Below are 17,881 nucleotides of genomic sequence, written 5' to 3'. Positions count from 1 at the left end.
GGCGCAGTCCACAGCGGAACCGTCGCCGATCAAGCTGACGCGGCGGCCGTGCGGCCGCGACAATGCCAGTGAATGGCTTTGTCGCCTTTTCGGGCGGGCCGTTCGTGCCGCTGGGGACGCACGCTCGTTCTCCAGTGTGGGGCGGTCGGTGCGCCGTTCCGGGTGAGCTGGTCGTAGGGAGCACTAACCGATGGGCGAGGGGTACGCATGACCGACACCGGCCAGGTCCCGGCCGAGGGACTGCCGGAGAACGCAGGCATGGTGGAACAGCCGGGCGTCCCCGCGCCCGACCCGTACACCTACCTCTCCGGCAGTCCCGCCGAGGACGAAGACCTGTTGCTGCCCGGAGCCCAGGGAGCCTGGGGCAACGAGGTCGCCCCGCCCGTTCCCGAGCCGGTCGTCGAGACCGTGCACGAGCCGGGCCCGCACGAGACGTCCGGCCGCGACAGCGGCTCGGTCGACCTCGGCGGCGTCCGTCTGCCCGACCCGGGGCAGGGGCAGGCGCCGGCGCCCGGGTTCGCGGCCCCGCACGAGCAGTCGGCGCCGACCGCGCCGCGCCGCCCGCTGCACCTCGGGCCGCCCGTCCCCGACCTCTCCGCCGGCCCGGTCCGCTCCCTCGCCGACCGCGGCCCCGCCCACGTGCCGGTCCGTCAGTCCGGGCCGCCGACCCTGGGTCCCGAGTACCTCGACGTCCCGCGCGCCCAGGAGACGGCCGCCCCGCAGGCGGCGGCTCCCTGGGGCACGCAGGCCGCGGTGGGCGCGGGGGCGGCCCCCGCGGAAACGGTTGTTCCTCCGGCGGATCCGGTGGGTGCGGCCCAGGCGGTCGTCGCCCGCGTCGCCACCGAGGCGGGCGCCGGACGGGCGCAGGCCTCCCCCGCGGAGCCGGGGCGGGACCCGGAGGGCGCCCCCGTCGCGGGCACCGGGCACGACACGGCCGCCGCCGTCGCCGAAGACGCCGGGCAGGGTGCCGCGGGCGTGCCCGGCGCGGGGACCGGCGAGGCCGGCCAGGCCGCCGTCGCACAGGGCGGGGAGGTGCCCACGCCGGCCCCGGACGCGGAACCCCCGCACGCCCCCGCACCGGCTCCCGTCGCCGAGGCCGGACAGGTCGCCGAGGCCGCACACGCGCCCGGGACCGGCCCGGCGTCCGAGCCCGTGCCGTCTCCCGAGGCCGCCGCCGCGCCGGACCGGGGCCAGGACCCCTCGCCGGCGCCGGCCGCCGAGCCCGCGGCCCACCCCACCGCCCCCGGCGCCACGCCCCCCGAGGGGGTCGCCGCCGAACCGGACGTCACCGAACCCGCTGCCGCGGCACCGGAGGCGGAACCCGGTCCCGGGACGGCGGACGAGGCCCCCGTGGCCCAGCCCGCCCCGGAACCGGTCCTCTCCGAAGAGGCCGCGCCCGTCCCCGGGACGACGGGGGAGGGGACCGCCGCGCAGGCGGCCCCCGCACCCCAGGACCCGGTCGTCGTCGGCCAGGACACCCCCCAGGCCCCCGCCGGGGCGGCCGACGCCGCTCCCGCCGGCGAGCCCGGCCCGGCCGTGGACGTGCCGGGCCCCGTCGCCGACGCCGTGTCCCCCGTCCCCGAGGCCGCGGCCGCCTCCCGGCCGGAGGACACCACCCCCGCGGTCGAGCCCGGGGCTCCCGCCGGGACCGTGCCGCCCGCACCGGCCCCGGAGGCCCCCGTCCCGTCCGGGGCCGCCGAGGTCACCCCGCAGCCCGTCGACGGCCCCCCGGTCGCGGCTCCGTCCGCGCAGGAACCCGCCGCGGCGGCCGGGCAGCCCCTGCGGCAGGCCGACACCGAGCAGTCCCACCAGCCGCCGGAACCCCACCAGCCGCCGGAACCCCACCAGCCGGTGGAAGCGGAGCCGGCCGCGCCCGCCCCGGACGGACAGCCCGCGCAGCCCGGGCCGCAGGACGCGTGGGCGCCGGTCCCCGCGCAGCCGGACCCCGTGGGCCCCGAGCTCCCCGGCGCGGACGCTCCCGCCGCACCCGGCGCCGACGTCCCCGGCACGCCCGTGCCCGCACCCGGCGCGCCCGCCGGCCCCGCGACCCCTCTCCCCGGCACCGTCCACCTGGAGCCCGGGCCGGACCAGCCCCTGGGGCAGTTCGTCCCCGTGGAGGGGACCGTGCCCACCACTCCGCAGCTGGCGCCGACCCCGCCCCGGGGCCTGGCCGTTCCGGTGGAGGAGCAGGCCGGGGCGGAACAGCCCGCGCCGGAAGCGGCCGCCACGGTGCCCGCCCCCCGCGAGCCCGAGGCCGGCGCCGCACCGGCACCCGACGCGGAGCCGGACCCCGACCGCGTGCAGAACGCGGACGACCTGGACACCCGGGGCGCCGGCGTGGACGACCGGCAGGCGCGGGAGGAGGGGACCGAGGCGGAAGCGGCACGGCCCACGGGCCCGGCCGCCCCCGGTTACGACGACGCCGAGCGCGAGGCCGTGCTGAAGGTCATGCGCGAGCGCCGGGACATCCGCAACGGCTTCCGCAGCGACCCCATCCCGCACGAGGTGCTGCTCCGGGTCCTGGAGGCCGCCCACACCGCGCCCTCCGTCGGCCACTCGCAGCCCTGGGACTTCGTCGTCATCCGCTCCGCCGAGACCCGGCGCAGCATGCACGAACTGGCCATGCGCCAGCGCGAGGCCTACGCCAAGTCGCTGCCCAAGGGCCGGGCGAAGCAGTTCAAGGAACTGAAGATCGAGGCCATCCTCGACACCCCGGTGAACATCGTCGTCACCGCCGACCCGACCCGCGGCGGCCGGCACACCCTGGGCCGGCACACCCAGCCGCAGATGGCGCCGTACTCCTCCGCGCTCGCCGTGGAGAACCTCTGGCTCGCCGCCCGCGCCGAGGGCCTCGGCGTCGGCTGGGTCAGCTTCTTCGACGAGCGCGAGATGGTCCGCGCCCTCGGCCTGCCCGAGCACCTGGAGGTCGTCGCCTACCTGTGCGTGGGCTACGTCGACGAGTTCCCGGACGAGCCCGAGCTGATGCAGGCGGGCTGGTCCAAGCGCCGCCCGCTGTCCTGGGTCGTGCACGAGGAGACGTACGGCCGTCGCGCCCTGCCCGGAGAGGAACCGCACGACCTGCTCGCCGAGACCGTCGCGCAGATCCGCCCGCTGGACGCCAAGGCGCTCGGCGAGGCGTGGGAGCGCCAGAAGCGCATGACCAAGCCGGCCGGGGCGCTCGGCATGCTGGAGATCATCTCCGCCCAGCTGTCCGGCCTGTCCCGCCAGTGCCCGCCGCCGATCCCGGAGCCCGCGGCCGTCGCGATCTTCGCCGGCGACCACGGGGTGCACGCCCAGGGCGTCACCCCCTGGCCGCAGGAGGTCACCGCCCAGATGGTGGCCAACTTCCTCGGCGGGGGAGCGGTCTGCAACGCCTTCGCCAACCAGGTGGGGGCCGAGGTCTGCATCGTCGACGTGGGCGTCTGCGCCGACCTGCCGGCCACGCCCGGTCTGCTGCCGCGCAAGGTCCGCGCCGGCACGTCCGACATGACCACCGGCCCCGCGATGACCCGCGAGGAGGCCAAGAAGGCCGTCGAGGTGGGCATCGAGACCGCCCGCGACCTGGTCGCGGCCGGCAACAAGGCCCTGCTCACCGGCGAGATGGGCATCGCGAACACCACCGCGTCCGCCGCCCTCATCTCGGTCTACACGGGCGCCGACCCGGCCGAGGTCACCGGTCGCGGCACCGGCATCAACGACGAGACCCTCGCCCGCAAGACCGAGGTCGTCCGCCGCGCCCTCGAACTGCACCAGCCGGACCCGGCCGACCCGATCGGCGTCCTGGCCGCGATCGGCGGCTTCGAGCACGCGGCCATGGTCGGCCTGCTGCTCGGCGGCGCGTCCCTGCGGACGCCGGTGATCCTGGACGGCGTCAGCGCCGGCGCCGCCGCCCTGGTGGCCCGCGCCATCGCCCCCGAGGTCCTGGCCGCCTGCATCGCGGGACACCGCAGCGCCGAGCCCGGCCACGTGGCCGCCCTCAACAAGCTGGGCCTGCGCCCCCTGGTCGACCTCGACCTGCGCCTCGGCGAGGGCACCGGCGCACTGCTCGCGCTGCCGCTGGTGCAGAGCACGGCGCGGGCGATGCACGAGGTGGCGACGTTCGACTCGGCGGGCGTCACCGAGAAGTAGCCGAGAAGCAGCCGGGAGGAGCGTCGGCCGGGGTGGGCACGGGCGGGACGGGCACCGTCGCCGTCGGGCCCACCCCGGCCGACGGACCCACCCCCGCCGTACGCTGAACCCCGCCTCTAGAATCCGCACGTCAGGGCCGCTCCAGTGCCGTAGCGCCCCCCCGCGCCGTACCCCCGCACGCCGCTCGTACGAGGAGCCGTACCCTCATGGCCGAACACCCCGCCTACCCCGTGGGCCTCCGTCTCACCGGCCGCCGAGTGGTCGTGCTCGGCGGCGGCCAGGTCGCCCAGCGCCGCCTCCCCGCCCTGGTCGCGGCCGGCGCCGACGTCCTCCTCGTGTCCCCCGAGGCGACCCCCTCCGTCGAGGCGATGGCCGACGCGGGCGAGATCACCTGGGAGCGGCGCGGATACGCCGACGGCGACCTCGCGGACGCCTGGTACGCCCTGATCGCCACCAGCGACCCCGACGCCAACGAGCGGGCCTCCGCCGAGGCCGAGCGGCACCGCGTCTGGTGCGTCCGCTCCGACGACGCCGACCGGGCCACCGCCTGGACCCCGGCGACCGGACGCAGCGAGGGCGTCACGGTGGCCGTCCTCACCACCGACGCCAAGGGCCGCGACCCCCGCCACACCGCCGCCGTCCGCGACGCCGTGGTCGAGGGCCTGCGCGACGGCACCCTCGTCGCCCCGCACCACCGCACCCGGACCCCCGGCGTCGCCCTGGTCGGCGGCGGCCCCGGCGACCCGGACCTGATCACCGTGCGCGGCCGCCGCCTGCTCGCCGAGGCCGACGTCGTCATCGCCGACCGGCTCGGCCCGCGCGACCTGCTCGCCGAACTGCCGCCGCACGTCGAGGTGATCGACGCGGCGAAGATCCCCTACGGCCGTTTCATGGCCCAGGAGGCCATCAACAACGCGCTGATCGAACACGCCAGGCAGGGCAAGTCGGTGGTCCGGCTCAAGGGCGGCGACCCGTACGTCTTCGGCCGCGGCATGGAGGAGCTCCAGGCGCTCGCCGAGGCGGGCATCCCCTGCACCGTCGTCCCCGGCATCTCCAGCTCCATCTCGGTGCCGGGCGCGGCCGGCATCCCGGTCACCCACCGCGGTGTGGCCCACGAGTTCACCGTGGTCAGCGGCCATGTCGCCCCCGACGACGAACGCTCCCTGGTCGACTGGCCGTCCCTGGCGAAGCTGACCGGCACGCTGGTCGTCCTCATGGGCGTCGACAAGATCGGACGGATCGCCGAGACCCTGGTGGCGCACGGAAAGTCCCCGGACACCCCGGTCGCCCTGGTCCAGGAGGGAACCACGGCCGCCCAGCGCCGGGTCGACGCCACCCTGGCCACGGTCGCCGAGACGGTCGTCGCGCAGGAGGTCAGGCCGCCGGCCGTCATCGTGATCGGCGAGGTCGTCGGCGTGGGCCCGCACGGGGCGGTGTGACATGGCCGAACTCATCACCGTCTCGGACCCCGGCGACCCGCGCCTGCACGACTACACGGGTCTGACCGACGTGGAGCTGCGCCGCAGGCGCGAACCCGCCGAGGGGCTGTTCATCGCCGAGGGCGAGAAGGTCATCAGACGGGCCAAGGACGCGGGCTACGCGATGCGGTCCATGCTGCTCTCGCCCAAGTGGGTCGACGCCATGCGCGACGTCGTCGACGAACTCCCGGCCCCGGTCTACGTGGCCGACCCGGAGCTCGCCGAACAGGTCACCGGCTACCACGTGCACCGGGGGGCGCTCGCCTCCATGCAGCGCAGGCCGCTGCCCGCGGCGACCGACCTGCTGCGGACCGCCCGCCGGGTCGTGATCATGGAGTCGGTCAACGACCACACGAACATCGGTGCGATCTTCCGCTCGGCGGCCGCCCTCGGCATGGACGCGGTCCTGCTCTCCCCGGACTGCGCCGACCCGCTCTACCGCCGCAGCGTGAAGGTCTCCATGGGCGCGGTCTTCTCCGTGCCGTACGCCCGGCTGGACCCCTGGCCCCAGGGGCTGGGCCCGGTCCGCGAGGCGGGCTTCACCCTCCTCGCCCTCACCCCCGACGAGAAGGCCCGGTCACTCGACGAGGCCGCGCCCCACCGGATGGACCGCGTGGCCCTGATGCTGGGTGCGGAAGGGAGCGGGCTGTCCACCCGGGCCCTGGCCGCCGCCGACGAGTGGGTCCGCATCCCGATGTCGCACGGCGTCGACTCCCTCAACGTGGGCGCCGCGGCGGCGGTCGCCTTCTACGCCGTGGCCACGGGGCGGCCGCAGGAGTAGGGACGGCCTTTCAGCCGTCCTGCTCCAGGGTCGAGACGTACCGCTCGGACATGAGTCCGCCCTCGTCCAGCGGTTCGTGGCCGCCGCCCGGCACCTGCTCCTGCCGCTGCTCCCGCACCCCGTCCCCGTCGCCGCCGAGTCCCCGTGACGGCCCCTGGCAGCCCTGCACCAGGGCGATGCCGAGCGCGACCACCAGCGTCACGACGACGAACACGAACAACCGCTGCCTGAGCAGCCGCGGATTGGCCGGACGCAGACCGGTGCCCGTCGTCCGGGGCCCCTGGCGCCGGGGGCCGGCGCCGGACCGGACAGGGGTCCGGGACACGGGGGTGGGCCGGGCGCCGGACCGGGACGGCGTGCCACCGCGCGAGGCGCCGCCGCGGGACGTGCCGCCGCCCCGCGACGGCGGCACGCCGCGGGTGCCGCGCCGGGGCGTGGACCCGCCCCCCGTCGCGGGGGAGCCCCGTCCGGCGGCCGCACCGCGCGGCGCGGGAGTCCCCTGGCCCGGCTGGGTGCCGCGACGGCCCGGCCGCCGTCCCTGAGCGCGGTCCGGGCGGGAGTCAGGGGAGGTGTCGGCGAGGCGTCCGGTGAGTCGTTCCGCCTCGGCGGCGCGCGGCGCGGGCGGCCGGACGTCGGCCAGGCCCTGGGCCTCCCGGGCCGCGATCTCCTTGAGCCGCAGCGAGAGTTGGAGCGTGCTGGGCCGCTCCTCGGGGTCCTTCGCCAGACAGGCGCGGACGAGCGGGGCCAGGGCGTCCGGAACGCCGTGCAGCTGTGCCTCCTCGTGCACGACGCGGTACAGCATCACCTCGGAACTGCCGTGGCCGAAGGGGGAGTCGCCCATCGACGCGTACGCGAGCGTGGCACCCAGCGAGAACACGTCCGTGGCCGGGGTGACGGCGGCGCCGCGCACCTGCTCCGGGGCGAGGAAGCCGGGCGAGCCGACCGCGGTGCCGACGTGCGTGAGCGTCGAGGCGCCGGTCGCCCAGGCGATGCCGAAGTCGATGATCCGCGGTCCCTTCGGGGACAGCAGGATGTTGGACGGCTTCAGGTCCCGGTGCACCACGCCGGCCTCGTGCACGGCGACCAGCCCCTCGGACAGGGCCGCGCCGATGGAGGCGACCTCGGCCGCGCGGAGCGGCCCCTCGCCGGCGACCTTGTCGTGCAGGGACGGGCCGGGCACGTACTGCGTGGCGAACCAGGGCCGGTCCGCGTCGAGATCGGCGGCCACCAGCCGTGCCGTGCAGCCCCCGCGGATGCGCCGGGCCGCCGAGACCTCGCGCGCGAACCGCGAGCGGAACTCCTGGTCCTCCGCCAGATCGGGTCGGATGACCTTCAGCGCGACCCGCTGCCCCTTCTTGTCGGAGCCCAGGTAGACCACGCCCATCCCGCCCGCGCCGAGCCGTCGGTGAAGCCTGAAAGAGCCGACGACGCGCGGGTCCTCGCGCCTCAGGCGCATCATCGCCATGTTCATCCCCGCTGCCCGGTCCTGTGACGTGCCACAGCTTACGTTTCCCCGGCCGCCCGTGCGCAGAGGCCGCGCCCTCTCGGACCGATCGATTGTCAGTGCCGGGTGGGAGACTTGAAGGGTGGTCAGGGAGCGCGCGGGCGGGCCGGGCCCACGCGGTGCATGATCCCAACGACCCGACACCGAAGGGGGATTGATCGCGTGAAGGGTGATCGCGTGGAGATAGTCGTGGACGCGGGGGACACGACGCGCACGTACGAGGTGGTGGCGAGCCGGGCCGGGCGCCGGGTGGAGACGGCGGTCCGCCGGGGGGTGGTGGAAGTGAGCGAAGTCACCCGAACCGGGGCAGTCGTGCGGACGGCCCGCTTCATGGCGAACCGGGTGCTCGCCCTGGTGGAGCAGCCGGTGCCGCGGGAGGACACCTCGGAGAAAGCCGGACAGAGCGGTCGGCCCTTCCGGGATGTCCCTGAGACGTAGGACCCCGTCTCCACCCAGGGGAGTACACCGCAGGTCACGGCTCATCCTCCGGGAGGCCCGGCAATCGGTACGAGGGCATGACGTCCGGGGAGCGCCGGGCCCCTAGATTTGAGGTCAAGCGGCGGGTGCAGCACTCGTCCCCCGAGGTCGGACGCCCGCCGCTGCCGACGACAGCACACGACAACACGGCAGCACGACAACCGAAACGGTCAGGAGAGGGGCCATGGCCCACACGGCACCGCGGACACTGGTCCGCACGCGGGAACGGATGGCGGACACCGCCGTGTTCCGGCCGCGCCGCGAGGGCCGCCGCCACCCGCTGGTGGCGACGCTGATGGCCCTTCCCCTGGCGGTCCTGCTCCTCCTCGTCTTCGACGGGTGGGAGACGGTGGCCACACAGGCGTCGTCCGTGGGCGAGATGCTGGGGCGCTGAGCGGCGACCCCAGGCCCGGAAGAGCGGTCCGGGCGGGGACATCCACCCGTGAAACCCCGTGGGGACGGGGGTGCGGCGGACGGCACAGATGCCGGCGCAGCTGGGGAGCTGCGCCGGCATTGCTTTTGCCTCCGGCGGGCCGGCGGAGGCACCGCGCCCCTCCGCGTACCCTCCCTCCAGACCCGCGCCCCAGGGAGCCCCATGACCGCCGACGCCCTCCTCCCCGACCTCACCGCCCGCGTCAGAGGCGTGGCCCACGCACGCACCCCCGCCTGCCCCTGCGGTGCGACCGGCACCCTGGCCGACCGCCCCGACGGCACCGTCGTACGCCACGCGGACACCGTCGCGAAGGCCCACGCCCCGGACGCCGACCCCGTGGAACTGGCCCGGCGCCTCACCGTGGCCGCGCGCCTCCCGGACGTCTTCCTGCCCCCGCTCGGTCCGGGCCCGGTCGGCCTGCACGGCCGGCTCGTGACCTTCTGGCCGTACGGCACACCGGTCGACCCGGAGGATCCCGACACCGCCCCGTGGGAGGCCGCCGCCGCCCTGCTCGCCCTGCTGCACCGCACCCCCGCCCCCGTGCCGCTGTCCGCCATGCGGGGCCCGGCCAAGGCGGCCCGCGCCGTCACCCGGCTGCGGGCACTCGGCTCCGCCCCGGCCGCCGTCCCCGTCCTGCGCGCCTGGGCCGCCCTGCCCCCGTGGGCCCGCGCCGAGGCCCCGATGCCGGACCGCACCACCCTCTGCCACGGCGATCTCCACCTGGGGCAGCTCGTGCGTCTCCCCGGCGGTTCCTGGCGGCTGATCGACGTCGACGACCTGGGGGTGGGCGTCCCCGCCTGGGACCTGGCGCGTCCGGCGGCCTGGTACGCCTGCGGGCTGCTGCCGGGGGAGGAGTGGGGACGGTTCCTCGACGCCTATCGCGCCGCGGGCGGGCCGGCCGTCCCCGGCGACGGCGACCCCTGGGCCGTTCTGGACGTCCCGGCCCGTGCCCTCACCGTGCAGACCGCCGCGCGGATGATCGCCAAGGCCACGGCGGACGGGCGGTCCCCGGACGAGGTGGAGCAGTCCGTGATCGACGCCTGTGCGCGCATGGCCGCGCTCCCGCCCCGGTCGACGCACACGTCCACGGACTAGGGTGCAACCGAGCGAAGCCGGACGGAGTCTGTCCTGGCGACGTGTGAAGCAGGGCCGACCGGCGAGGAGTCGAATCGATCATGCAGTGTCCGAAGTGCCGTGCGCCGATGCACAGCTACAACCGCAACGGTGTCCAGATCGAGCAGTGCAGCGGGTGCCGGGGGATCTTCCTCGACTACGGCGAGCTGGAGTCGCTGACCCGGCTGGAGGCCCAGTGGGCCCAGCCCGCACCGCCCGCTCCGCCCGCCGCTCCGCAGGCGTATCCGGCGGCCCCGCCGCCTCCCGCGTGGGGCGCCCCGCACGGTGGCCACCACGGTCACCGCCGCCACAAGAGCTTCGGCCACATGCTGTTCTCGTCCTGAAGGCCCGAGGACGACCGAGCCCCCGGCCGCTGTCGCGACCGGGGGCTCCGGTGTGATGTGGACGATACTGGGATTGAACCAGTGACCTCTTCCGTGTCAGGGAAGCGCTCTCCCGCTGAGCTAATCGTCCTCGGGACCACGACCACTCCGAGGAGCGGATCACGGGCACTGCGTGCGCGATACTGGGATTGAACCAGTGACCTCTTCCGTGTCAGGGAAGCGCTCTCCCGCTGAGCTAATCGCGCGGGGGATCCGAAGATCCAGTGGACGATACTGGGATTGAACCAGTGACCTCTTCCGTGTCAGGGAAGCGCTCTCCCGCTGAGCTAATCGTCCTTGGAGGTGGAGACGGGATTTGAACCCGTGTAGACGGCTTTGCAGGCCGTTGCCTCGCCTCTCGGCCACTCCACCAGGAGTGCAGGGGACCGGGAAGCCCCCTCTTCCTGCGAGCGGACGACGAGGCTCGAACTCGCGACCTCAACCTTGGCAAGGTTGCGCTCTACCAACTGAGCTACGTCCGCCTGTCGTTTCGGTCGGCTTGCGCTTCCCGGCGACGAGTTGAACTCTAGCGGATTCCGGGGCCAGTACAAAAACGCGTTTGTGCAGCGTGCTGCGTTGCGCCTGTTCACGGACCCGGCCGGGGCGCCCGGACGGGCCGGGCCGGGCCGCCGGGAGGGCGCCCGCCATAGACTCGTCGCGTGCCTGACCTCCCACCTCTCGCCCGTTTCGGCAACCGCGTCGCCACCGGGCTCCTCGACGTCACCGACGACCCCGCGGCCCTGGACTCCACCGGGTTCTGGGCCGTCGTCGCCGGCTTCGAGGGCCGTCTGACCTGCGCCCGCTTCCGGGACGTCCGGGAGCAGCCGGTGCCGGTGCCCCGGCCGGGGGCCTGGCGGGGGCCGGGCGTCGCCGAGTGGACGTCCTCGCTGGACCGCGCCGCGTACACGGCGGCCGTCCGCCGCGTCCGCGAGCACATCGCCGCCGGCGAGGTCTACCAGGCGAACCTCTGCCGCGTGCTGTCCGCGCCCGTGCCGTCCGGCGCCGACGTGGACGCCCTCACGGCCCTGCTGGCCCGGGGCAACCCGGCGCCGTATGCAGGAACGATTCGCCTGCCCGGGCACGGGGTGGAGATCGCCACCGCGTCGCCCGAGCTGTTCCTGCGCCGCGACGGGCGTGTCGTCGAGTCCGGACCGATCAAGGGCACCGGGCGCACCGAGGCGGACCTCCTGGAGAAGGACTACGCCGAGAACGTCATGATCGTCGACCTGGTCCGCAACGACATCGGGCGGGTCTGCGCCACCGGCACCGTGACGGTGCCGGACCTGTGCGCCGTCGAGAAGCACCCGGGGCTGGTCCACCTCGTGTCGACGGTCCGGGGCGAGCTGCGCCCCGGCGCCGGCTGGCCCGAGCTGCTCGCCGCCGCCTTCCCGCCCGGCTCCGTCACCGGCGCGCCCAAGTCGAGCGCACTGCGGATCATCGACGCGCTGGAGACGGCGCCCCGCGGTCCCTACTGCGGAGGCGTCGGCTGGGTCGACGCCGACCGCGGCGCCGGAGAGCTGGCGGTGGGCATCCGCACCTTCTGGATCGACCGGGACGCCGGCGGCGGTGCCGTCCTGCGGTTCGGCACCGGCGCCGGGATCACCTGGGGCTCCGACCCCGAGGGGGAGTGGCGGGAGACCGAACTGAAGGCTTCCCGGCTGCTCGCGGTAGCGTCGGGGACGTACGAGGTGAGTGAAGGGACCTAAGAGGTGAAGATCTGGCTCGACGGCGGGCTGCAGGACATCGAGTCCGCCCGCGTCTCCGTCTTCGACCACGGACTGACCGTGGGCGACGGCATCTTCGAGACGGTGAAGGCCGTGGACGGCCGTCCGTTCGCGCTCACCCGGCATCTCGACCGGCTGACCCGGTCCGCCCGGGGACTCGGGCTGCCCGACCCCGACCTGGACGAGGTCCGCCGCGCCTGCGCCGCCGTCCTCGAGGCCAACCCGATGCCGCTCGGCCGGCTGCGCATCACCTGCACCGGAGGCCACGGCCCGCTCGGCTCCGACCGCGGCGAGCACGGTCCGACCCTCGTGGTCGCCCTCGGGGAGACCACCCGCCGCCCCGACTCCACCGCCGTCGTCACCGTGCCCTGGACCCGCAACGAGCGCGGCGCGCTCACCGGCCTGAAGACCACCTCGTACGCCGAGAACGTCGTCGCCCTCGCCCGCGCCCGGGAACGGGGCGCCTCCGAGGCGCTGTTCGGCAACACCGTCGGACAGCTCTGCGAGGGCACCGGGTCCAACGTCTTCGTCGTCCTCGACGGAGAGATCCACACCCCGCCGCTCGCCTCCGGCTGCCTCGCGGGCGTCACCCGCGCCCTGACCGTGGAGTGGACCGGCGCCAAGGAGACCGACCTGCCGCTGGACGTGCTGGAACGGGCCGAGGAGGTCTTCCTCACCTCCACCCTGCGCGACGTGCAGGCGGTGCACCGCGTCGACGACCGCGAACTGCCCGGCGCCCCGGGCCCGGTGACCGCCAAGGCCATGCGGATCTTCGACGAGCGCTCGGGCGCCGACCTCGATCCGTGACGGCCGCGGCGGCCCGGATATTCGGCTGAACCGGGGCGCGGCAGCGGGTAGAACACCCGTGATGACCACGACCCTGCGGCCGACCGAGCCGCTTCAGCAGAACCCCGACGGCACGCGCTCGCGCCGCTACCAGGTGTGCGTCAACAGCCGTCCCGTCGGGGCGGTCCACCTCGGCACGCACCCCGTCTTCGGTGACGCCGTGGCCCGGATCACGAGCCTGCACATCGAGGAACCGGACCGTCGGCGCGGCCGGGGCACGGTGGCCGCGCTCGCGGCGGAGGAGGTGGTGCGCGGCTGGGGGTGCCGCCGCATCGAGGTGGCCGTCCCCGCCGACGCCGGACCGGCCCTCCGCCTCGCCACGGCGCTCGGCTACGTCGTGCGCAGCCGCGGCATGGAGAAGCCGCTCGGCGACACCCCGCCCGCTCTCCCGGAGGGCAGCGGGGCGCGGCCGATGACCGACGCCGAGTACGGGCCGTGGAAGGCCAGGGGCGACGAGAAGTACGCGCGGGACTGGATCGCGCGCGGGGTGCCCGAGGCCGAGGCGCGGGCCAAGGCGGAGAGGGACAACGCCGTCCTGCTGCCCGAGGGCCGCGCCACCGGGGGCATGCTCTTCAGCGTCCTGGAGCACGAGGGCACGCCCGTGGGCACCCTGTGGCTCTCGGTGCGCGAGGAGCACGGCTACGTCTTCGACGTCGAGACCGACGCCGCCCACCGCGGCCGGGGACACGGACGCTCCCTCATGCTGCTCGCCGAGGCCCAGGCGATCGCCGCGGGCAAACGGACCCTCGGCCTCAACGTCTTCGCGGGCAACACGCCGGCCGAGCGGCTCTACGCGTCACTCGGCTACGGGACGGTCGGGTACGCGATGTACAAGACGCTGCTGTAGCCGGTGAGGCTCCCGGACCACCGCTCCTGAGCGGCGGGCGGGAGCGGACCCGCGCACCGGCACGCACCGTGTCCGCGGTTCGAGCCGGGCGGGCGGAGCCCTGACGACCTGCCCCGTGGCCGCGGCCGGAGAGCGGCGGGAGGCCCTGAGCCGCCCGGCGGCGCGCAGGCCCCGGGAGCCGGCCGTCACGCGATCGGGCCCAGCCGCCCCCGGGCACGCCGCGACCGCGTGGCCGTCAGCCCTCCCGGCCGGCCAGCAGCCGGTCCGCGATCTCCTCGACGCGCTCGCGCAGGCCCTCCTGGCTCTTGCCGCCGTCGAGGCGCTCACCGCCGATGACGTAGGTCGGGGTGCCCGTCACCCCGATCGCCTTGCCCTCGGCCTGGTCCGCGTCCACGACCAGGATGTGTCGCCCGTCGATCAGTGCGGTGTCGAACTCCTCGGCGTCCAGACCGAGTTCCCGGGCGACCTCGACCAGGAAGGGTTCCCCCCGGCGGTCCAGCTCCTCGACCCGGCCCAGCACCGCCTCGACGTAGGGCCAGCCCTGTCCCTGCTCCAGCGCCTCCTCGGCGGCCTGGGCGGCGGCGAAGGAGTGCTTGTGCTTCTCCAGCGGGAAGTGCCGCAGCCGCAGCTCCAGACGGTCCCCGTAGCGGGCGCGCAGGGCGCGGAGGTCGTCGAGGGCGTCGCGGCAGTCCGGGCACTGGAGCTCGCACCACACGTCGAGGACGGGGGCGGCGGGGCGGTCGGGGGAGGAGTCGCTCATGGCCACAGTCTCCCAGTCCCGCCCGGGTCCACCCAATCGGACCCCGCGCGGTCCCGGAAACCCCGGAACCGTTCCCGGCCGGTCGTACGCCACCACCGGCACCTGCGGAGGAGTCGACCCGGAGATGTCCCTGATGTCCGGCCGGAGCATGGCCCGGCGGGGTCCGGCAGGTGCAGGATGGAAGGGACGAAGCACCCGCTGCGACCGCACGCCGCCTGGAGGACCGGATGATTGCCGAGACCGTCTGTTCCGCCGTCTCCGCGGCGGGCCTGGGCATCGCGGTGGTCACGGCCTACCGCAAGCGCTTCCTCGCCGCGGCCCGCATCGCCGCCTACGCGCTCGTCCCCGTCGGTCTGGTGATGACCGGCGTCGTCGACTGGCTGGCCGACACCGCCTTCAGCCCGACGGCCTGGGCGGGCTTCGGCGTGCTGGGTCTGTCCTGGGTGCTGTTCGCGACCACGCGTACCGTGGAGCGCCGACGCGGTGGCACGCGCAAGGAGCGCAAGGCGGCCCGGGCGGCGGCACAGCCGGAGACGGTGGCCCCGGCGGCCTCGGCGCCCTCCCTGGGGCAGGGCTCCCGCCCGGCGACCCGGCCCGCGCCCGCCTCCCGGGGCGACGACGACTTCAGCGACATCGAGGCCATCCTCAAGAAGCACGGCATATGACGGTGCGCCTGACCGCGGGCGACGGGCGTGAGCGGGCTGAAACGTCATAGGGGATCCCGCGGCGTCCGGAAGTGATCACAACCCGATCCGTAGATCACGGAATCGGCGAACCCGCGTTCACCCCGTGCGTCTTGATCGCCTCCAACGCTCCCGATGCGTCATCATCGCCGCGAGATGCTGGACACGAAACAGAGCGATGCCGCGCCGCCTCAGGACGAGCCGCGTGGATGCCTCTTCGCCCTATCCCAGCCACCGCTGATGATCTTCCTTGCGGTGATCGGGTGTCTGCTGCTCACGGCTGCCCTGCACGACCTGCTGTGGCTGTGAGCCGTACCCGCGGTACCCGGCGTCACCCGTCGGGACCGCGTCGGCACGGCACAGGGAAGCGCCGGGAGAACCCGCCCACCGGCCCCGTGCCCCTTGTTCCGGGACCTCGGTTCCGGGACCTCCGTCCAGGGGCCTCGCCGGGCTGCCCGGACGGTCAGCCCGCCGCCTCCTTGCGCCGCGCCCGGTACGCGGCGACGTGCAGGCGGTTGCCGCAGGTGCGGCTGTCGCAGTAGCGGCGCGAGCGGTTGCGGGAGAGGTCGACGAAGGCGTGCCGGCAGTCCGGGGCCTCACAGCGCCGCAGGCGCTCCTGCTCGCCCGCGACCACGAAGAACGCCAGCGCCATCCCGCAGTCGGCGGCCAGGTGGTCGGCGACGGAGGCGCCGGGCGCGAAGTAGTGCACGTGCCAGTCGTAGCCGTCGTGGTCCGTGAGCCGGGGGGTGGTGCCCGCGGCCGCGATCAGCTCGTTGATCAGCCCGGCGGCGCTGCGGGCGTCGGGAGCGGCGAACACCGCCGCGAACCGGCCGCGGATCTTGCGCACCGCGGCCAGATCGAGCTCCGTGAGCACTCCGACCTCGCTGACCTCGTGCTTCTGCACGAAAACCTCGAGAGCCGCGACATCCGGCAGTCCGTCCGGCGTCGCGTCGTCCTCCGGCGCGGTGTTCACCAGATCCACCACGGTGTCCAGCGCGCACCGGGTGTCGTGGGTGATCAGCACGATTCGCTCCCTGGCCTGGGGGTCGGGCGGGCGCCCGTCGATGCTGGCCGATGGTAGTGGCTCCGGCAAGCACCGCACCGCCCCCGCTCCGCACATGGCTTCGAATACAACGTCGGAGCACCCCGTGGCGTTCCCGAGCCGTCACACAGCGCACGCGGTCGGTCGTGGCGGGTGCACGGCACAACGGCGCCGCCCGCGGGAGGTCCCCACGACGCCGGCGCCGGTGTATGCCGTATGCGGTTGTCCGTGATGCGGCTGTGTCCGGGCCCGAGCCGTCTCCCCGAGTCGACGGCGCCGGGCGGCTTGCCGAGCCTCGCCTAGCTTTCCGCCAGGATGTGCGAGAGCTCCTGGTCGAGATCGAAGTGCCGGTGCTCCGTGCCGGGGGGCACGGCGGCGTCGGTGCGCTTCAGGAAGGACTCCAGAGCCCGTGCCGGGGCCTCGAGCAGTGCCTCCCCCTCCGGCGAGCTCAGGGCGATGCAGACGACGCCCTGACCGTGGCTGCGCGACGGCCAGACGCGGACGTCGCCGGTGCCCGTGGGACGGTGCAGTCCCTCGGCGAGGAGGTCGCGGGCGAACACCCACTCGACGGTCTCCTCGGCTCCGGTGTGGAAGGTGGCGTGCACGGCGTAGGGGTCGGCCGTGTCGTACCGCAGGCCTGCGGGGACAGGCAGGGAGGACTCGCTCGACACAACGAGGCGCAGGTGCAGCTCGCAGCTGACCGTGGTGTTCATAAGCGCCAGGGCCTTTCGCTCAGTGTGCGCTCGGGGATTCGCACGTCGGCGAAATCGACATGCCACCTACGGTGCCGTTGTAAACCCCTCTGAGTGTTTTGCGTGCGTTTACGTAACTCTTCCGGCCGAGAGGTCGCCCACGGCGTGCACCCATTCCGGTGATGTGTTTCGCTCAGGTAGGGTTTGGCTGCATGAACACGGGGAGTAACAAGCCTGGCGAAGCCGCCGTGGCGGCTCACGGGGTGACAGTGGACGAAGGCCAGGACGAGGCGCGAGGGCTCGGCTCGCGGGCACCGGAATTCATCAAGGCGCGTCGCGTCCTGCACCTGAGCTGGCAGGTCGGCGTCTTCATCGTCGGCCTCGCGGTCGTGGTGGCCGGCGCCGCGATGCTGGTGCTGCCCGGGCCGGGCTGGGTGGTGATCTTCGGCGGCATGGCGATCTGGGCGACCGAGTTCGTCTGGGCCCAGCTGGTGCTCCGGTGGACCAAGCGCAAGGTCACCGAGGCGGCGCAGCGCGCGCTCGACCCCAAGGTGCGGCGCCGGAACATCATCCTGACCACGATCGGTGTGGTGATCGTGGCGGCGCTGGCCGGGGTCTATCTGTGGAAGTTCGGCCTTCAGATGCCCTGGAAGATCGAGGACCAGTGATCCCCGGCGGGGGTGCGGTGATCCGGCCCCCGCCGGTCACGGGCACCCCCTGACATGGGGTAATGTTCTTCCTGCACCCGGGCGATTAGCTCAGTGGGAGAGCGCTTCGTTCACACCGAAGAGGTCACTGGTTCGAACCCAGTATCGCCCACCGGACCACACGGCGGCCCGGCTCACGAGACGTGAGCCGGGCCGCCGTGGTGTACGGGGCGGGGCCCCGCTTCCTTTGCGCCCGCTCCCTCCGCGCCCGCTCCCTGTGCGTCCGCCGCCGGTGTCGTCCGGGGCCCGGGGGGCGGCCGAGCCGTTCCGCTTCCGGCCGTCT

At 74.7% G+C, this 17,881-nt stretch carries 17 protein-coding genes and 6 tRNA genes; 14 read left to right on the top strand and 9 right to left on the bottom strand.

The window, feature by feature from the left end:
* The first annotated feature begins 207 nt into the window (after positions 1–207).
* From cobT to FHS37_RS23315, 3 genes are all read left to right on the top strand, one after another.
* A complete protein-coding gene (gene cobT / locus FHS37_RS23325) occupies positions 208–4,128 on the top strand; it encodes a nicotinate-nucleotide--dimethylbenzimidazole phosphoribosyltransferase (RefSeq protein WP_184824425.1) in 3,921 nt (1,306 codons plus the stop codon).
* Positions 4,129–4,334: 206 nt separating this feature from the next.
* Positions 4,335–5,567: a uroporphyrinogen-III C-methyltransferase gene (cobA, locus tag FHS37_RS23320; protein ID WP_184824423.1), complete on the top strand. Its 1,233-nt coding sequence runs from the start codon at positions 4,335–4,337 to the stop codon at positions 5,565–5,567.
* Position 5,568: 1 nt separating this feature from the next.
* Complete coding sequence (locus FHS37_RS23315) at positions 5,569–6,387, top strand: TrmH family RNA methyltransferase (RefSeq protein ID WP_184824421.1); 819 nt, start codon at positions 5,569–5,571, stop codon at positions 6,385–6,387.
* Positions 6,388–6,397: 10 nt separating this feature from the next.
* Here FHS37_RS23315 and FHS37_RS23310 read toward each other — a convergent pair whose 3' ends face one another.
* Entirely contained in the window at positions 6,398–7,858 is a 1,461-nt protein-coding gene (locus tag FHS37_RS23310; RefSeq protein ID WP_184824419.1) for a serine/threonine-protein kinase, read from the bottom strand.
* 195 nt (positions 7,859–8,053) lie between these two features.
* On the opposite strand from FHS37_RS23310, the gene FHS37_RS23305 reads away from it, so the two are divergent.
* The 4 genes from FHS37_RS23305 to FHS37_RS23290 all read left to right on the top strand — a co-directional run bounded on the left by FHS37_RS23305 (position 8,054) and on the right by FHS37_RS23290 (position 10,258).
* A complete protein-coding gene (locus FHS37_RS23305; RefSeq protein WP_159530806.1) occupies positions 8,054–8,329 on the top strand; it encodes a DUF8836 family protein in 276 nt (91 codons plus the stop codon).
* A gap of 223 nt (positions 8,330–8,552) precedes the next feature.
* Complete coding sequence (locus FHS37_RS23300) at positions 8,553–8,762, top strand: hypothetical protein (protein WP_184824417.1); 210 nt, start codon at positions 8,553–8,555, stop codon at positions 8,760–8,762.
* A 201-nt stretch (positions 8,763–8,963) separates the two neighbouring features.
* Entirely contained in the window at positions 8,964–9,896 is a 933-nt protein-coding gene (locus tag FHS37_RS23295; protein WP_184824415.1) for a phosphotransferase family protein, read from the top strand.
* A gap of 80 nt (positions 9,897–9,976) precedes the next feature.
* The gene (locus FHS37_RS23290) at positions 9,977–10,258 is read left to right on the top strand and encodes a TFIIB-type zinc ribbon-containing protein (RefSeq protein ID WP_184824414.1); all 282 of its coding nucleotides are present in this window, start codon (positions 9,977–9,979) and stop codon (positions 10,256–10,258) included.
* A 58-nt stretch (positions 10,259–10,316) separates the two neighbouring features.
* Here the strand turns inward: FHS37_RS23290 and FHS37_RS23285 are convergent.
* From FHS37_RS23285 to FHS37_RS23265, 5 genes are all read right to left on the bottom strand, one after another.
* Positions 10,317–10,388, bottom strand: a tRNA-Val gene (locus tag FHS37_RS23285).
* A 43-nt stretch (positions 10,389–10,431) separates the two neighbouring features.
* Positions 10,432–10,503 (bottom strand) — tRNA-Val (locus FHS37_RS23280).
* A 19-nt stretch (positions 10,504–10,522) separates the two neighbouring features.
* Positions 10,523–10,594 (bottom strand) — tRNA-Val (locus FHS37_RS23275).
* A 1-nt stretch (position 10,595) separates the two neighbouring features.
* Positions 10,596–10,669 (bottom strand) — tRNA-Cys (locus FHS37_RS23270).
* Positions 10,670–10,706: 37 nt separating this feature from the next.
* A tRNA-Gly gene (locus FHS37_RS23265) sits at positions 10,707–10,779 on the bottom strand.
* A gap of 177 nt (positions 10,780–10,956) precedes the next feature.
* On the opposite strand from FHS37_RS23265, the gene FHS37_RS23260 reads away from it, so the two are divergent.
* From FHS37_RS23260 to FHS37_RS23250, 3 genes are all read left to right on the top strand, one after another.
* Positions 10,957–12,003, top strand: coding sequence for a chorismate-binding protein (locus FHS37_RS23260; protein WP_184824412.1), 1,047 nt, complete (start codon positions 10,957–10,959; stop codon positions 12,001–12,003).
* 3 nt (positions 12,004–12,006) lie between these two features.
* Complete coding sequence (locus FHS37_RS23255) at positions 12,007–12,828, top strand: aminotransferase class IV (RefSeq protein ID WP_184824410.1); 822 nt, start codon at positions 12,007–12,009, stop codon at positions 12,826–12,828.
* A gap of 61 nt (positions 12,829–12,889) precedes the next feature.
* Positions 12,890–13,714 (top strand): GNAT family N-acetyltransferase, encoded by an 825-nt coding sequence (locus tag FHS37_RS23250; RefSeq protein WP_184824408.1) that lies wholly within the window; start codon positions 12,890–12,892, stop codon positions 13,712–13,714.
* Between the two features lie 235 nt (positions 13,715–13,949).
* Here the strand turns inward: FHS37_RS23250 and FHS37_RS23245 are convergent, their stop codons facing one another.
* On the bottom strand, positions 13,950–14,474 hold the full coding sequence (locus FHS37_RS23245; protein ID WP_184824407.1) for a DsbA family protein: 525 nt from the start codon (positions 14,472–14,474) through the stop codon (positions 13,950–13,952).
* 227 nt (positions 14,475–14,701) lie between these two features.
* On the opposite strand from FHS37_RS23245, the gene FHS37_RS23240 reads away from it, so the two are divergent.
* Positions 14,702–15,139, top strand: coding sequence for a hypothetical protein (locus tag FHS37_RS23240; protein WP_184824405.1), 438 nt, complete (start codon positions 14,702–14,704; stop codon positions 15,137–15,139).
* Positions 15,140–15,313: 174 nt separating this feature from the next.
* The gene (locus tag FHS37_RS23235) at positions 15,314–15,466 is read left to right on the top strand and encodes a hypothetical protein (protein WP_184824403.1); all 153 of its coding nucleotides are present in this window, start codon (positions 15,314–15,316) and stop codon (positions 15,464–15,466) included.
* A gap of 154 nt (positions 15,467–15,620) precedes the next feature.
* On the opposite strand, the gene FHS37_RS23230 is transcribed toward FHS37_RS23235, so the two are convergent.
* On the bottom strand, positions 15,621–16,181 hold the full coding sequence (locus FHS37_RS23230) for a CGNR zinc finger domain-containing protein (RefSeq protein WP_184824401.1): 561 nt from the start codon (positions 16,179–16,181) through the stop codon (positions 15,621–15,623).
* A gap of 317 nt (positions 16,182–16,498) precedes the next feature.
* Positions 16,499–16,912: an SsgA family sporulation/cell division regulator gene (locus tag FHS37_RS23225; RefSeq protein ID WP_004002642.1), complete on the bottom strand. Its 414-nt coding sequence runs from the start codon at positions 16,910–16,912 to the stop codon at positions 16,499–16,501.
* 191 nt (positions 16,913–17,103) lie between these two features.
* Here FHS37_RS23225 and FHS37_RS23220 point away from each other — a divergent pair, with 191 nt between their 5' ends.
* Complete coding sequence (locus tag FHS37_RS23220; protein WP_184824399.1) at positions 17,104–17,559, top strand: TIGR02611 family protein; 456 nt, start codon at positions 17,104–17,106, stop codon at positions 17,557–17,559.
* Positions 17,560–17,638: 79 nt separating this feature from the next.
* Positions 17,639–17,710: transfer RNA gene (locus FHS37_RS23215), tRNA-Val, on the top strand.
* Positions 17,711–17,881 lie beyond the last annotated feature (171 nt).

It is taken from the genome of Streptomyces griseomycini, assembly GCF_014203535.1.
Taxonomy (GTDB): domain Bacteria; phylum Actinomycetota; class Actinomycetes; order Streptomycetales; family Streptomycetaceae; genus Streptomyces; species Streptomyces griseomycini.
The sequence above is the reverse complement of the archived record's forward strand: the minus strand, read 5'-3'. Positions and strand labels throughout refer to the sequence as shown.

Coding starts and splice junctions, on each gene's coding strand:
- FHS37_RS23240 (WP_184824405.1), top strand. CDS start 14,702: ATGATTGCCGAGACCGTCTGTTCCGCCGTCTCCGCGGCGGGCCTGGGC.
- cobT (WP_184824425.1), top strand. CDS start 208: ATGACCGACACCGGCCAGGTCCCGGCCGAGGGACTGCCGGAGAACGCA.
- FHS37_RS23220 (WP_184824399.1), top strand. CDS start 17,104: ATGAACACGGGGAGTAACAAGCCTGGCGAAGCCGCCGTGGCGGCTCAC.
- FHS37_RS23310 (WP_184824419.1), bottom strand. CDS start 7,858: ATGAACATGGCGATGATGCGCCTGAGGCGCGAGGACCCGCGCGTCGTC.
- FHS37_RS23315 (WP_184824421.1), top strand. CDS start 5,569: ATGGCCGAACTCATCACCGTCTCGGACCCCGGCGACCCGCGCCTGCAC.
- FHS37_RS23295 (WP_184824415.1), top strand. CDS start 8,964: ATGACCGCCGACGCCCTCCTCCCCGACCTCACCGCCCGCGTCAGAGGC.
- FHS37_RS23300 (WP_184824417.1), top strand. CDS start 8,553: ATGGCCCACACGGCACCGCGGACACTGGTCCGCACGCGGGAACGGATG.
- FHS37_RS23225 (WP_004002642.1), bottom strand. CDS start 16,912: ATGAACACCACGGTCAGCTGCGAGCTGCACCTGCGCCTCGTTGTGTCG.
- FHS37_RS23235 (WP_184824403.1), top strand. CDS start 15,314: ATGCTGGACACGAAACAGAGCGATGCCGCGCCGCCTCAGGACGAGCCG.
- FHS37_RS23290 (WP_184824414.1), top strand. CDS start 9,977: ATGCAGTGTCCGAAGTGCCGTGCGCCGATGCACAGCTACAACCGCAAC.
- cobA (WP_184824423.1), top strand. CDS start 4,335: ATGGCCGAACACCCCGCCTACCCCGTGGGCCTCCGTCTCACCGGCCGC.
- FHS37_RS23250 (WP_184824408.1), top strand. CDS start 12,890: ATGACCACGACCCTGCGGCCGACCGAGCCGCTTCAGCAGAACCCCGAC.
- FHS37_RS23245 (WP_184824407.1), bottom strand. CDS start 14,474: ATGAGCGACTCCTCCCCCGACCGCCCCGCCGCCCCCGTCCTCGACGTG.